We start from the raw sequence: 13,298 nt of genomic DNA on the forward strand, positions 1-13,298 counted from the left end.
GGCAGAGGCGACGTAAGCACCGCAGGAGCGAGTGAAACGAGCGACGAGGAGCGCAGAGAGCGTCTGCCCGCCTCACGGCTGGGGCTTCGGAGGCGTTCGCCGCCGATTGACGGGCAGCTATTCACTACAGAACGGCGACATCACTGGGGACGGTTCCCTCCCTAGAAACGTATTAGTCCGCGATCGCTTCCGACTCGGCGGTCATCGCAGACGGGTCCTTCACCCAGAGATCGCCGAACAGGTCGTCCTGCTGGAGGCGGACCGAGCCGCGGTGGGCCATGAACAGCAGCGCGAGGTACGTCATGAACGGGCGGCCGCCGGCGCTCTCGATCTCCGCGAACAGCACTTCCGTGCGCCCGCGGTCGAAGTGCCTCCGGAGGACGCCGTCGATCTCCACGATCACCTCCTCGATGTCCTCGTCGTGGGTGCGGTCGGTCGCCTCGCCCGCGGTCGGCTCGCCGTCCTGCCGGAACTCGTCGCCGGCGCGGTAGTCGAGCGTCTGCGTGCCGCGGGCGTGGCCGTGCGGCGACTCCGAGGTGTCGTACTCCCGGGAGTCCTTCCACCACGAGCCGCGCTCGGCCTCGCGCAGCTCCCGCACGAGCTCGTCGAGCGTCTCCGGCGACCCGCGAGTGTTCTTCCGGTCGAGCCGGCGGTCGATCTCGGCCTCCAGCTTGTCGACCGGGTCGAACCCGTCGGCGGCCGGGTCGGGCGCGCCGCCCTCCATCGCGACCTCCCACGGCTCTGGCTCCGGCTCCTCGTCCTCGTCGTCGTCCGCCAGCATGCCGTCGCTTTTCATCCGGAGGAGGACGCTGGCGTAGAACAGCGCCCGGCCGGTCGTTCGGAGGTCCGTCTCGTCGAGCTTCTCCAAGAAGGCGTCCGTCACTTGGACGATGTCGATGTCCCACGGTTCGATCTCGCCCTCCTCGGCGAGCTGGACGAGGAGCTCGACTGGCTCGACCTCGTCGTCGTCGGTCTCGTCCGGCGGTGCGACATCGGGCACGTCCGACGGTGAGACGTCGGGCACGTCCAAATCGGGCGCGCCGGTCGACTCCGCCTCGTCTCCGGACGCGTCGTCCGTGAACGGGGCCGCGCCGTCGCGGTCGCTCGTCAGGTCGAGGTCCGGGACGCCGCCGGCGGCCCCGTCGCCCTTCTCAGTCATCCGCACTCACCTCCTCGTCGGCGTCGTCGCCGAACTGCATCCCGGTCACCGCCGAGAGGTTGTCGCCCTGCATCGTGACGCCGATGGCGCGGTCCGAGCGCTCCAACAGCGCCGCGCGGTGGCCGACGACGACGAACTGCGCCTCCTCGGCCAGCTCCTCTATCATCTCGCCGACGCGCTCGGCGTTGACGGCGTCGAGGAAGGCGTCGATCTCGTCGAGCGCGTAGAACGGCGCGGGGTTGTGGCGCTGAACGGCGAAGATGAAGGACAGGGCGGTGAGCGACTTCTCCCCGCCGCTCATCGCGTCGAGCCGCTGGACCGGCTTGTCCGCGGGCTGGGCCTTCATGGTCAGCCCCTCCTCGAACGGGTCCTCGGGGTTCTCCAAGACGAGCTCCCCCGTCCCGGCCGAGAGGCGCGCGAAGATGTCCTCGAAGTGGTCGTTGATCGACTCGAACGTCTGCATGAACGTCTCCTTCTTCGCCGCCTCGTACCCCTCGATGCGTTCCTCGATGGCGTCGCGCTCCTCGACGAGCACGTCCCGGCGCTCCCGGAGCTCGTCGAGCGCGGCCTCGACCTCCTCGTACTCGTCGATCGCGAGCATGTTCACCGGCTCTAACGCCTCCATCTCGGTCTCCAGCTCCTCGATCCGCGACTCCACCTCGTCGAGGTCGGGGATCTCGTCGGCCTCGTAGGCGCCGACCTGCGACTCTAACTCGTCGATCTCCCACTCCAAGCGGTCGCGGCGGTCGGTGAGGTCCGACAGGTCCGACTCGGCCTCGGCGACGAGCGACCGCTGCTCGTCGCGCGCCTGCGTCGCCTCGCGGATCTCCTCGCGGAGTTCCTCGCGGTCGCTTTTCAGCGCCGAGAGCTCTTCTTCGAGGTCGGCGATCGCCTCCTTCTTCGCTTCGAGCTCCGCCTCCCTCTCCTCGATCGCCGTCTCGTGGTCGGCGATCGCCTCCTCGGCCTCCGCCTTCGCGTTCTGGGCCTCCTCGACGTCGTCGTGGAGGTCGTCGAGCGCGTCCTCGGCGTACCCCTTCTCTAACTCCAGTTCGTTGATCCGGCCGTCGAGCGAGCTCATGCGGTCGTCGAGGTCGCCGATCTCGGCGCGGATCTCGTCGGCGCGCTCGGAGAGCTCGGGGATCTTCGAGTCGGCGAGTTCGGCCTCGATCTCGTCGATCTCGGCCGCGAGCTCGTCGATCTCCGCGTCCGTCTCCGCCAGCTCCTCGTCTAACGCGGTCATCTCCGCGTCGACCGACTCGCGTTCCGCCTCCAGCTCCTCCAGTTCGGCCTCTAGCTCCTCGATCCGGGCTTCCGCCTCCGCGAGGTCGTCTTCTGCGCGCTCGACGTCCGCCTCCAGCGACCGGACGCGCTCGGCCGCGTCGGCCTTCCGGTCGCGCGCGTCCTCGATGTCGTCGTCGAGCGCGTCGATCTCGGACTGGACCGACCGGCGCTCGTCTTCGAGTTCCGAGATCTCCGTCGCGAGCCGTTCGATCTTGCCGCCGCCGGACTTCGTGAACGAGTAGCGGGAGCCGCCGCCGGAGCCGCCGGTCATCGCGCCCGACTTCTCGACGAGGTCGCCGTCGAGGGTGACCATCCGGTAGTCGCCCATCAGATCGCGGGCGGTCGCCATGTCCTCGACGACGAGCGTCGAGCCGAGCACGTACGAGAAGATCGACTCGTACTCGGCGTCGTAGTCGACGAGGTTCCGCGCGAAATCGACGACGCCCGGCAGCGAGGGTTTCCGCGGCAGGCTCCGGTCGTCCATCTCCGTGACGGGGAGGAACGTCGCCCGGCCCGCGTTGCGCCGCTTGAGGTAGTCGATACAGGTTGAGCCGACGCCGTCGTCGTCGACGACGACGTTCGCCAGCCGCCCGCCGGCCGCGGTCTCGCAGGCTTCGGCGTACTGGGCTTCGACAGAGGCGAGTTCGCCGACCGCGCCGTGGACGCCGTCGATGCCGCCGTTCTTCACCTCGGTGACCGCCCGGGGCCACGAGGCGTCGCCGCGCTGGTCGGCCGCCGCCTCCAGCTTGGCGTACTCATTCTGCTTCTCGCGGAGGGTGTCCTCGATCGCCTCGAGGCGCTCCTCTGCTTCCGCCTTCTCGGCGAACAGGTCGGCGACCGCGTCCTCGATGGTCGCCTGATTCTTCTCGGCCTTGTCGAGCTCCCCTTTCAGCTCGGAGATCCGCGCTTTGTGTTCCGGGAGCGACTCCCGGGCCTCCTCCAGCTCCTCGCAAGCCTCGCTCACCGCGTTCGAGCGGCGGCGGGCCTCGTCGAGCAGCCGGTCTTTCTCGCGTTGCGTCTCGTTTTTTTCCTCGCGGAGCGACTCGATCGCCTCCTTCTTCTCCGACAGCTCGGCCTTCAGCTCGTCGAACTCGGTGTCGGCACCCTCGATCTCCGCCTCGACGTCGGCCAACTCGGAGCGCTTCGTCGCCAACTCCGATTTCACCGACGCCTTCTCCACTTTCGTCTCGCGGATCTCGCCTTCCAACTCCTCGATTGTCTCCTCCTTGCGGTCGATCTGGACGAACGCCTGCCGGCGGTCGTTCTCGGCGGACTCGGCGCGCGACTCCGCCGACTCGATCCTGTCTTCCAGCCGCGAGATCCCGCCTTTGATCTCCTCGATCTCCGAGCGGATCTCGATCTGCTCGTCTTCGCCCTTCGTCTCGATCTCGTGGTTGAGGTCTTCGAGGTCCTCCTCCAGCCGGGTGAGCTTCCCCTGCCTGGCGTCGAGTTCCGCGCGGAGCTCACCGAGGTCCGCCTCGGCCTCGTCGATGTCGGCCTCGACGGTCGCGAGCGCGTCGCGCTTCTCCTCCAGCTCGGAGGCCTTTCGGAACCCGCGGTACTCCTCTAACTCGTCGCGGAGCTCCTGGTACTGGAGGGCGGTCTCGCGCTCGTCGGAGAGCCGGTCGAGCCGGTCCTCTTTCTCGCCGATCCGGAGGTCCGCCTCGCCGATGCGGTCCTCGACGGTGTCGAGCTCCTCGTAGGCGGCCTCCTTCTTTTCGTCGAACTCGGCGACGCCCGCGATCTCGTCGATTATTCCCCGCCGCTGGTAGGGGGTCATGTTGATGATCTCGGTGACGTCGCCCTGCATGACGACGTTGTACCCCTCCGGCGTCACGCCCGCGGCCGCGAGCAGATCCTGAACGTCCGAGAGGTTCACCGAACGGCCGTTGAGGTAGTAGTACGAGTAGTAGTTGTCCTCGGTCTCCTTGACGCGCCGCTTGATCGTGATCTCGGAGACGTCGCCGACGTTCTCCGTGCCGGCCGCGGAGACGACCTGCGACCGGTCGAGGGTCCCATCCTCGTTGGAGAGAACCACCGTCACCGAGGCCTCGTTCGGCCCGTCGGCGGCCTCGCCGTCGTCGTGGCCGGGGTTGTAGATGAGGTCGGTGAGCTTCTTGGCGCGGATCCCGCGAGTGCGGGCGAGGCCGAGCGCGAACAGCACGCCGTCGATGATGTTCGACTTCCCCGAGCCGTTCGGGCCGGTGACGACCGTGAAGTCCTCGTAGAAGGGGATCCTCGTCGTTCGCCCGAAGCTCTTGAACCCGTCCAGAACGACTTCAGTGATGTGCATGTGGTCGGAGGCGACCGGTTACGCGACGATGATGTCGTCGCCCTCGCTCGACTCGCCCTCGTCGTCCTCGGCGGGCTCCTCGGCCGCCGCGTCGGCGTCGGGCGTCGTCGCCGACTGCTCGGGCACGATGACGTCCTCACCGTCGCTCGCGGCGTCCGCGCTGGCCGCGTCCGCCCCGTCGGACGACTCCTCGACGGACTCGAAGACGTCGACGTGGTCGTCGGAGTGGGTCGTCCGCTCGCCGCCGGACGCCGAGTCGTCCCCGGCCTCCTCGGCCGCGGGGTCGTCTCCCGCCGAGCGATCGGCCGCGGGCTCGGCGTCGGACGCACTCGCCTCGGCGCCGGCCGCCGGGCCGGCGGCGTCGGCCTCGACCGCGACCGACCGCTCGTCTTCGAGCTGTCGGACGCGTTCCTTCATCTCGACGAGCTCCTCGGTGAGCCCGTTGACCGCCGCCTGTAGCTCCGCGACCTGCCGTTCGAGGTCCTCGACGCGGTTACTCATTATATTCACGCATGCTCGCGCGACGCGTATAAATCTGCGTCAGACACACGTGTGACCAAATACCACGATCGGGGGCGAACGCCGCGGCGTATCGACGTTCGGCCAAACATTTCGGATTCGGTAAACGTGTCAGACAACGGGGGAAGATACTTGTACCGACCGGCGGTACGAGTCCGGTATGAGCAAGATCACCTTCCGGGCGGACGACGACCTCGTCGACCGGCTGGAAGCGTGTGACGCCTCCAAGAGCGAGGTGATGCGGGAGGCGCTCCGGACGCACCTCGACGAGGTCGACGCGGAGGACGGCGCGTCCGACGCGTCCGACGCCGCGGCCGGGAGCGTCGACGACGCCCTCGCGGACCGCGTCGACGAGCTGATCACGGAGCGGCTCGACGCGGCGCTCGACGAGCGGCTCGGCTCGGCGGACAGCGCCGGTCTACCCGCGTACGCGCCCGGCGGCGCCGGCGACGTCAACGTAAACGTCACGCTCGACGCGCCGTCAGCCGGGTCGAGCGAGCCGGCGGAGGCCGTCAGTGTGGCGCGTGAGACGGCCGAGGCGGCGGACTCGGGCGGACGTAAGACGGAGGATAGCGTCGGTGCCCGGAACCGTGAGGCGCAGACGGGCGAAAGTGCTTGCGGTGGCTGCGGCGAGGTCGTCCCGCGAGAGCACGTGTACTGCCCGAACTGCGGAGAAAAGCAGTCGCACAGAGCGTTCTGCGAGTGCGGTGACGAGATCCGGACGGACTGGGCGTTCTGCCCTGGCTGCGGTCGGCGGACCCCGGCCGCAGACGTATTGAAAGACAGGTAACAGGTTGTAAGCGCTCAAATCCGTCGAAATCGACCGACTCAGCGGTTTGTCTTACAACGTCCGATAGTTTTATATTGGTAGCCTCGGTGATTTGAGTTGCGTAAGACGGTCGTCTTACAACGGGCGTCCGGCTCGGGGCACGGCCCCCTGCCCGGGCGGCTCCGGACTGTAAGACACACGCGTCGCGTGTTCGCCGTCTTACCGGGGGAATACAATGGAGCGTGTGACACTACGAATCCCGAAACAGCAGATCGACGAGGTCGAACAGATGGTGGAAACGGGCGAGTTCCCGAACCGGAGCGAGGCGATCCGGTCGGCCGTCCGCGACATGTTGAACGAACAGGACGGCGAGCGCGACGAGCGCGGCCGCAACCGCAGCTGGGCGAAGGTGTAAACTGATGCAAGATCTCGTTCAGGACGCCCTCGACAACGCGGAAGCGGAGAAACGCGACATGGACGTCGACATGGACGACGACGAGTTCGGGGACCCCCGGATCGTCATCGTCGGTGCCGGCGGCGCCGGGAACAACACGGTCAACCGGCTGTACAACATCGGCGTCGACGGCGCCGACACCGTCGCCATCAACACGGACAAACAGCACCTCAAGATGATCGAGGCCGACACCAAGATCCTCGTGGGCAAGTCGCTCACGCAGGGGCTCGGTGCCGGCGGCGACCCCAAGATGGGCGAGCGCGCCACGGAGATGGCGCAGGGGACGATCAAAGAGGTGCTCGGCGACGCGGACCTCGTCTTCGTCACCGCCGGCATGGGCGGCGGCACGGGCACCGGCGCGGCGCCCGTCGTCTCGAAGATCGCCAAAGAGCAGGGCGCCATCGTCGTCGGGATGGTGTCGACCCCGTTCAACGTCGAGCGCGCCCGCACGGTGAAAGCCGAAGAGGGGCTCGAAGACCTCCGGAACGAGGCCGACTCGATCATCGTCCTCGACAACAACCGCCTGCTCGATTACGTCCCGAACCTGCCGATCGGGAAGGCGTTCTCCGTGATGGACCAGATCATCGCGGAGACGGTGAAGGGGATCTCCGAGACGATCACCCAACCGAGCCTCATCAACCTCGACTACGCGGACATGTCGACGATCATGAACCAAGGCGGCGTCGCGGTCATGCTCGTCGGCGAGACGCAGGACAAGAACAAGACCCAAGAGGTGGTCAACGACGCGATGAACCACCCGCTGCTCGACGTCGACTACCGCGGCGCCTCCGGCGGGCTCGTCCACATCACTGGCGGCCCGGACCTCACGCTGAAGGAGGCCGAGGGAATCGCGAACAACATCACCGAGCGGCTGGAGGCGAGCGCCAACGTGATCTGGGGCGCACGCATCCAGGAGGAGTACAAGGGGAAGGTGCGCGTCATGGCGATCATGACGGGCGTCCAGAGCGCGCAGGTACTCGGCCCCTCCACCCAGAAGCAGGCCGACAAGTCACGGGCGGCGGTCAACGCCGACGACCTCGGCGACTCGCGCTCCCGGGCCGCCGAGGCGAACGAGGCAGCAGGCGGTGCGGGCGGCGCAGGCGGCGCGGGCAACAGGGGCGAGCCGGCGGTCTCCGGCGGCACCGACCGCGGCTGGGAGTCCGACGGCGGCAGCGACCAGATCGAGAAGAACAACGGACTCGACGTCATCCGCTGACCCTCGGTCGTCCGGGGATCGACCGCGGTCGACTTTTTCCGACGCGCCGGCGCGCGTCTTCCGCGCTCAGACGGCTTCGATCGATTCTAGCAGCCGGCACTTCCGACAGACGTCGCGACTCGTCTGCGAGCCGCAGCGCTCGCACTCGCGGAGGGCGGAGCTCTCGCCGTCGGCGTCGTCTCCCTTCTCGCCGTCCCCGCGGTAGGCGTCGGCCGCGAGCGCGGACAGTTCCTCGTAGCCGGCCATGATCGAGTGGCGCGCGCCGGGGTGGTTCTCCTCTAAGGCGTGGATCGTCGACTGGATCTCGCCGCGGTACGCCTCCTCGGCGTGGGGGCACTCCGCCATGTGCGTGGGGAGGTCGCGGACGTGGCAGTACAGCGCGATCTCCTTTTCCGGCACGTCGCGGAGCGGCTTGGCACGCGGGACGAACGCGTCGGTGTCCCCGCGCTCGTCGAAGGGCCCGAGCGAGGCGTCGAAGTGTTTCGCGACCTGCCGCACGTCGCCTTCGAGGAAGTTCATCATGGCGGTCTGCGCCTCGTCGTCGAGGTTGTGTCCGGTGAGCAGCTTGTCCGCGTCGAACTCGGCGGCGTAGTTCTCCAGCAGGTCGCGGCGGAACACGCCGCAGTACGCGCAGGCCGCCATATTCTCGGGGTCGTCTTCGACCACGTCGTCCATCCGCACGTCGAACTCCTCCTCGTAAGACACGAGTTCGTGGCGCATGGAGAGGTCGTCGGCCAGCTCCACGCAGGCGTCCACGCTCGCGTCGCGGTACCCCTCGATCCCCTCGTGGATCGTTAAGGCGAGCATCTCCACGCGGGGGTCCTTCCCGAACACGTCGTCCAGGATCGTCGTCAGGGCGACGCTGTCTTTCCCGCCGGAGAGGCCGATCACCCAGCGGTCGGGGTCGTCGGGGGTCGCGTCCGGGTCGAGGAGGCCGTCCTCGCGGACCCGACGCTTCACGCGCTTCTCGACCGACTGCCGGAGGTGTTGGCCGCAGAGGTGCGCCCCGGAGTAGGCGGCGTGGTGGATCGCGTCGGCCCCGCACTTGTCGCACTCCATCGGTGTCGGGTTGCGGTCGCGCGGGGATACCCGTTTCGGGCCAGCTACGCGAAGAGAGTAGTGAGACGGGGCGGCGGCGACGCCGGCGCAAACGATTCCGAGAGCCCGACCGTTCGCTCGGGAGTGGCGGAACACGGATTGGTCGAAACCGCCTCCGAGGCCCCAGCCGCGAGGCCCCGCACCTCACGCCTCCCCAGCCTCGTCGCCGGCTGCCAGAGGCGCGTCGCGCCTCGCTCCCGCTCACGCCCCGCGGGCGTTCGCGGCGTCCCTCGGGCGTGCTCCTCGCGGCCTGTCGGCCGCTCGCAGGCACGCGCCGTCGAGATCCGCGTAAACGCGTGTTAGACGCCAGTGATCCACGACTGAAGCCGTGGGATTCCTCCCTGTTCCTCTGTGAAACCCCGGACGCGTTGTCGCCGGTTCCGACACCGGTTTGTCGGCGGAACCCCCCGAATCGGCGTGACCGATTCCCCGACCGGGGTCGACCGCGATCCCGACCCGCGACCGCTTCGCGAGGACCCGCCGGCGGAGAGCCGCCGGACCCGGCTCTGGCGGTACGGGTTCAACCTCCTGCCCGCGTACCGGGGGACCGGGGCGCGCGTCGACCACATCGCCGCCGGGTGGCGGTACGTCCGGATCCGGGTTCCGCTGAACTGGCGCACCCGGAACGCGGTCGGCACAATCTTTGGCGGCAGTATCTACGCCGCGATCGACCCGGTGTACATGATGATGCTCCGCCGCGTCCTCGGCGACGGGTTCACCGTGTGGGACAAGTCGGCGGCGCTGGAGTTCATCGAGCCGGGTCGCGACACGCTGTACGCGGAGTTCGAACTGCCGTCCAACGAAACCGAGGCGATCCGCGAGGAACTCGACCCGGGCGAGTCGACCGACCGCGAGTACCTCGTCTCACTCGTCGACGAGGACGGGGGGGTCCACGCGGCCTGCGAGAAGACGCTGTACGTCCGCCGCGACGAGTGAGGAGCCGTCGCGAGGACTGCGAAGGCGTCAGTGAGAAGCCGTCGCGAGCCGGCGGCGGGTCGGCTCAGTCGTCGGCGGCGCGTCCGACGGCGTCGAGCGGCGACACCGAGATGACCAACCGGTCGTCCGCGGTGGTGCTCACCATCTTCGACTCGGCGAACCGGCTGCCGTCCGCCCGGAGCCCCGTGCTCGTCCCGCTCCACCGCTCGCCGCCGGTTACGGCCGGGATGATGTGGGTGCGGATGTGCTCGACTTCGTCGGCGGGGTGGAGCCGCTGCCACGGCTCACCTTCGAGCTCCTCGGGGTCGTACCCGTACAGCTCGCCGTACTCCTCGCCGACGAACTCGAAGGTGCCGTCCGGTCCCACGGTACAGACGCCGTCGAGCGCGACGTCCGAGGGGCGGCCGTCGTCGAAGCCGGCGTCGAGGCGCCCGCGCTCGCCTGCCTCGGCGCGTTTGACGCGGCGGAGCAGTGCGGTGTAACCGTCCGCACCGCCGTGTTTCGAGACGTAGTCGCTGACGCCTTCGCGGACCATCTCGGCCGCGATCTCGTCGGGACCGGTCGCCGAGAACAGCAGGAACGGGAGCTCCGGCTCGGCCTCGCGCGCCGCCGAGAGCAGTTCGACGCCGGTGAGGCCGGGCATGTCGTAGTCGCTGACGACGCAGTCGAACGACTCGCGCTCGACGCGGCGGAGCGCCTCGCGAGGGTCCGTCTCGGCCGCCGTCTCGCAGCCGAGGTCGTCGTCTCGTTCGAGGTGCGTCGCCACGAGCCGGGCCAGCCCCGGTTCGTCGTCGACGCACAGGAGGCGAAACGTGTCCGTCATTGCGAGTCCTCGGGGAGTGGCGTACTTATCCGTGACCGTTCGATATTCAGGGCTGAGAATCGCGGACGAGACCGGTCGTTACGCGGTCGCGCCGGCGACGAGCGCCTCCTCGACCGTCTCGACGAAGCGGTCGGGGTGTTCGACGTGCGGGAGCAGCCGCGCGCGGTCGAAGACGACGAGGCGCGCGTCGGCCGCGTCCGCGAGTTCGCGGCCGTCCGTCAGGGGGCTCACGGTCGCCTCTCGGCCCCAGACGATCGTCGGGGGGACGTCGAGGTCGGCGAGCGCGGCCGCGAGGTCGATCTCGCTGTTGAGCGTCCCGGAGACGAACGACGCGGGCGCGAAGCGCGCGTTCTCGACGTGGGTCGTGCGCCACTCGTAGTCGGTCCACTCCGCGCTCGGGTTCGCCGGGTCGTCGTAGCCGTGGTCGGCGTTGAAGTACCGTATCGACGGCTTCGCCGTGAGGGCGTTGAACAGCGCCCGGCCGACGAGCGGCGCGCGGAGCAGTTCGCGGAGCCACCCCTTCGCCGGACTCGGCCCCGCGGTCGCGGTGGGACAGACGGCGAGGAAGCCGCTCAGCTCGACCCCGCCGTCCGCGTCGCCGTCGTCGACCGCGGCGGCCGCGTACGCCGCCGACAGCGAGGAGGCGACGACCGCGGGCTCGTCGAACTCGGCGAGGAAGTCGTGAACGAAGTCCTCGTACAGCGCCGCGGAGTACCGGAGCGGCGGCCGGTCGGAGCGGCCGTACCCCGGGAAGTCGGGCGCGACGACGTGGTACTCGTCGGCCAGGTCGTCGAACACCGCGCGCCACTCGCCGGAGGAACCGGCGGCGTTGATCCCGTGGAGCAACACGAGGTCGGGGTCGTCCGGATCGCCCGCCTCGGTGTACGCGACGTCCATCCCGCGCCAGCGGAAGAGGCCGTCGTCGCCGTCGAGCGGGGGCTCCAGTTCGCCCTCGTAGCGGAGGCCGGTGTTGAGCGCGGCGAGCGCGCCGACGCCGAGGACGGCGCCGCCGAGGAGGTTCCTGAGCTTCATACAAACTGTTGGTTCGCTGGCGACTTATACTCGTGGGACGCGGCGGAACGCCGCCACTCGGAGCGGGCCGGGCGTTCGGGGAACCGCCCGTCAGTCGCCGGCGTCGCCGTCCGCGGCCTCGTCGACGCAGTCGGCGATCGGACCGACGATCGCCTCGGCGACCGCGTACGGGTCCGTCTCCCGGTCGCGGACGCGCTCCGCGAGCCGGTCGATCCCGCCGTGCCGTTCGATCTCGGCGGTCGCGAGCGACCCCACGTCCGCCCGCACGAGCGTGCGGATCTCCTCGGCGTACCGGCGCCGCTCCGTCGCCGCGATCCGACCGGACTCCCGGAGGTAGGCCGCGTGCGCGTCGAACGTCTCGATCAGCGCCGCCACGCCCTCGCCGGTGTTCGCGACGGTCTCTAACACGTCGGGCGTCCACGACCCGTCGGAATCGTCCGCGTGCGGATCGGACCCGCTGTGTCCGGACCCACCCGCGCGGTCACCGTCGCCGTGATCGGACGACGAGCCCCCGGCGCCGGTCGGGGCCGTCGAGGTCGCGCCGTGGTGGCCGGCGTCGCGTCCGGTCGTACCGCCCTCGCGGCGGTGGACCATCTCCTCTAGCTCGGCGACGGTCCGCTGTGCGCCGTCCATGTCGGCCTTGTTGACGACGAACACGTCGCCGATCTCGAGGATGCCGGCCTTCAGCGTCTGGACGTCGTCGCCGGAGCCGGGCTGGACGAGCACCGCGACCGTGTCGGCCGTGCGGACCACGTCCACCTCGTTCTGTCCGGCGCCGACGGTCTCTAACACGACCAAGTCCTTCCCGAAGGCGTCGAGCGCCTTCACGGCGTCCGCGGTCGCCGTCGAGAGTCCCCCGAGCTGACCGCGCGCGCTCATCGACCGGAAGAACACGTCCATGTCGCCGACGTTCGACCCCATCCGGATACGGTCGCCGAGGACGGCGCCGCCGGTGTACGGCGAAGAGGGGTCGACCGCGATCACGCCGACCGTGTCACCGCGCTCGCGGTAGGCGGCGGCGAGCTTGTCGACGAGCGTCGACTTCCCGGCGCCGGGCGAGCCCGTGATCCCGACCACGTCCGCGCCGCCGGTGTGCTCGTGGAGCGCGGAGACGATCGCCCGGTAGCCCGGCGTCCGGTTCTCGATCTTGGTGATCACGCGGGCGAGGGCGCGGTGGCTCCCCGCGAGGAGGTCCTCGACGAGCGCGGCGTCCGCCTCGGAGAGCGTCGGCGCGTCGGCGACCGCGGATGCGTCCGGCCCGGCCATCTACGCGCGCTCCGGAACGTTGTTCCGGATGAACTCGATCGTCTCCTCCATCGGCGTCCCGGGGCCGAACACCTCGGCGACGCCGAGCTCCTTCAGGTCGTCCTCGTCCTCGTCCGGAATGATCCCGCCGACGAGGACGAGGGTGTCGTCGAACGCGTCGTACTCCTCGAGCCCCTCGATCACCTTCGGGACCAAGGTGTTGTGCGCGCCCGAGAGAATCGAGATGCCGAGCACGTCCACGTCCTCCTGAACCGCCGCCTGAACGATGTCCTCGGGCGCCCGGTGGAGCCCGGAGTAGACGACCTCGAAGCCGGCGTCGCGGAACGCCCGCGCGATCACGTGTGCGCCCCGGTCGTGGCCGTCGAGCCCCACCTTCGCGACCAGACACCGGACGGCCCGCTCCTGCTGTTCGGCACTCATGCCCCATGGTGGGTCACGTGCCCGCTTGATTC

Annotated in this window: 12 protein-coding genes; 4 read left to right on the top strand and 8 right to left on the bottom strand. The window is 69.3% G+C overall.

Features of this window, described 5'->3' with window-relative positions:
- Positions 1–172 precede the first annotated feature (172 nt).
- From EXE41_RS00005 to EXE41_RS00015, 3 genes are read right to left on the bottom strand one after another with little or no spacing between them, the layout of a single operon-like run.
- Positions 173–1,159: a ScpA family protein gene (locus EXE41_RS00005; RefSeq protein WP_137689962.1), complete on the bottom strand. Its 987-nt coding sequence runs from the start codon at positions 1,157–1,159 to the stop codon at positions 173–175.
- Positions 1,152–4,733, bottom strand: a complete 3,582-nt coding sequence (gene smc, locus EXE41_RS00010) for a chromosome segregation protein SMC (RefSeq protein WP_137689963.1) — start codon at positions 4,731–4,733, stop codon at positions 1,152–1,154. Before smc ends, EXE41_RS00005 begins: the two co-directional genes overlap by 8 nt.
- Before the next feature lie 18 nt (positions 4,734–4,751).
- Complete coding sequence (locus tag EXE41_RS00015; protein WP_049931492.1) at positions 4,752–5,234, bottom strand: hypothetical protein; 483 nt, start codon at positions 5,232–5,234, stop codon at positions 4,752–4,754.
- Between the two features lie 178 nt (positions 5,235–5,412).
- Between EXE41_RS00015 and EXE41_RS00020 the strand changes: the two genes are divergently transcribed.
- The 3 genes from EXE41_RS00020 to ftsZ all read left to right on the top strand — a co-directional run bounded on the left by EXE41_RS00020 (position 5,413) and on the right by ftsZ (position 7,691).
- On the top strand, positions 5,413–6,042 hold the full coding sequence (locus tag EXE41_RS00020; protein WP_137689964.1) for a zinc ribbon domain-containing protein: 630 nt from the start codon (positions 5,413–5,415) through the stop codon (positions 6,040–6,042).
- Positions 6,043–6,256: 214 nt separating this feature from the next.
- Positions 6,257–6,436 carry a ribbon-helix-helix domain-containing protein gene (locus tag EXE41_RS00025; protein WP_006111915.1) on the top strand — a complete coding sequence of 60 codons (180 nt, stop codon included), beginning with the start codon at positions 6,257–6,259 and terminating at the stop codon, positions 6,434–6,436.
- A 4-nt stretch (positions 6,437–6,440) separates the two neighbouring features.
- Positions 6,441–7,691 (top strand): cell division protein FtsZ, encoded by a 1,251-nt coding sequence (ftsZ, locus tag EXE41_RS00030; protein WP_049931490.1) that lies wholly within the window; start codon positions 6,441–6,443, stop codon positions 7,689–7,691.
- A 66-nt stretch (positions 7,692–7,757) separates the two neighbouring features.
- On the opposite strand, the gene EXE41_RS00035 is transcribed toward ftsZ, so the two are convergent.
- A complete protein-coding gene (locus EXE41_RS00035; RefSeq protein WP_049931489.1) occupies positions 7,758–8,750 on the bottom strand; it encodes a TIGR00269 family protein in 993 nt (330 codons plus the stop codon).
- Positions 8,751–9,206: 456 nt separating this feature from the next.
- Here EXE41_RS00035 and EXE41_RS00040 point away from each other — a divergent pair, with 456 nt between their 5' ends.
- Complete coding sequence (locus tag EXE41_RS00040; protein WP_049931488.1) at positions 9,207–9,725, top strand: DUF4442 domain-containing protein; 519 nt, start codon at positions 9,207–9,209, stop codon at positions 9,723–9,725.
- Between the two features lie 64 nt (positions 9,726–9,789).
- On the opposite strand, the gene EXE41_RS00045 is transcribed toward EXE41_RS00040, so the two are convergent.
- The 4 genes from EXE41_RS00045 to EXE41_RS00060 all read right to left on the bottom strand — a co-directional run bounded on the left by EXE41_RS00045 (position 9,790) and on the right by EXE41_RS00060 (position 13,266).
- Entirely contained in the window at positions 9,790–10,548 is a 759-nt protein-coding gene (locus tag EXE41_RS00045) for a response regulator (protein ID WP_137689965.1), read from the bottom strand.
- Between the two features lie 78 nt (positions 10,549–10,626).
- On the bottom strand, positions 10,627–11,580 hold the full coding sequence (locus EXE41_RS00050) for an alpha/beta fold hydrolase (protein WP_137689966.1): 954 nt from the start codon (positions 11,578–11,580) through the stop codon (positions 10,627–10,629).
- Positions 11,581–11,670: 90 nt separating this feature from the next.
- A complete protein-coding gene (meaB, locus tag EXE41_RS00055; RefSeq protein WP_089308005.1) occupies positions 11,671–12,846 on the bottom strand; it encodes a methylmalonyl Co-A mutase-associated GTPase MeaB in 1,176 nt (391 codons plus the stop codon).
- Positions 12,847–13,266: a cobalamin B12-binding domain-containing protein gene (locus EXE41_RS00060; protein WP_049931484.1), complete on the bottom strand. Its 420-nt coding sequence runs from the start codon at positions 13,264–13,266 to the stop codon at positions 12,847–12,849. It abuts the gene before it with no gap.
- Positions 13,267–13,298 lie beyond the last annotated feature (32 nt).

Origin of the sequence: Halorubrum sp. SD690R (assembly GCF_005435035.1) — an archaeon.
Taxonomy (GTDB): Archaea; Halobacteriota; Halobacteria; order Halobacteriales; family Haloferacaceae; genus Halorubrum; species Halorubrum ezzemoulense.

Bases quoted from the DNA above. Each gene is read 5' to 3' on its own strand.
- EXE41_RS00035 (WP_049931489.1), bottom strand. From the start codon at position 8,750: ATGGAGTGCGACAAGTGCGGGGCCGACGCGATCCACCACGCCGCCTAC.
- EXE41_RS00045 (WP_137689965.1), bottom strand. From the start codon at position 10,548: ATGACGGACACGTTTCGCCTCCTGTGCGTCGACGACGAACCGGGGCTG.
- ftsZ (WP_049931490.1), top strand. From the start codon at position 6,441: ATGCAAGATCTCGTTCAGGACGCCCTCGACAACGCGGAAGCGGAGAAA.
- meaB (WP_089308005.1), bottom strand. From the start codon at position 12,846: ATGGCCGGGCCGGACGCATCCGCGGTCGCCGACGCGCCGACGCTCTCC.
- smc (WP_137689963.1), bottom strand. From the start codon at position 4,733: ATGCACATCACTGAAGTCGTTCTGGACGGGTTCAAGAGCTTCGGGCGA.
- EXE41_RS00025 (WP_006111915.1), top strand. From the start codon at position 6,257: ATGGAGCGTGTGACACTACGAATCCCGAAACAGCAGATCGACGAGGTC.
- EXE41_RS00050 (WP_137689966.1), bottom strand. From the start codon at position 11,580: ATGAAGCTCAGGAACCTCCTCGGCGGCGCCGTCCTCGGCGTCGGCGCG.
- EXE41_RS00060 (WP_049931484.1), bottom strand. From the start codon at position 13,266: ATGAGTGCCGAACAGCAGGAGCGGGCCGTCCGGTGTCTGGTCGCGAAG.
- EXE41_RS00015 (WP_049931492.1), bottom strand. From the start codon at position 5,234: ATGAGTAACCGCGTCGAGGACCTCGAACGGCAGGTCGCGGAGCTACAG.
- EXE41_RS00005 (WP_137689962.1), bottom strand. From the start codon at position 1,159: ATGACTGAGAAGGGCGACGGGGCCGCCGGCGGCGTCCCGGACCTCGAC.
- EXE41_RS00020 (WP_137689964.1), top strand. From the start codon at position 5,413: ATGAGCAAGATCACCTTCCGGGCGGACGACGACCTCGTCGACCGGCTG.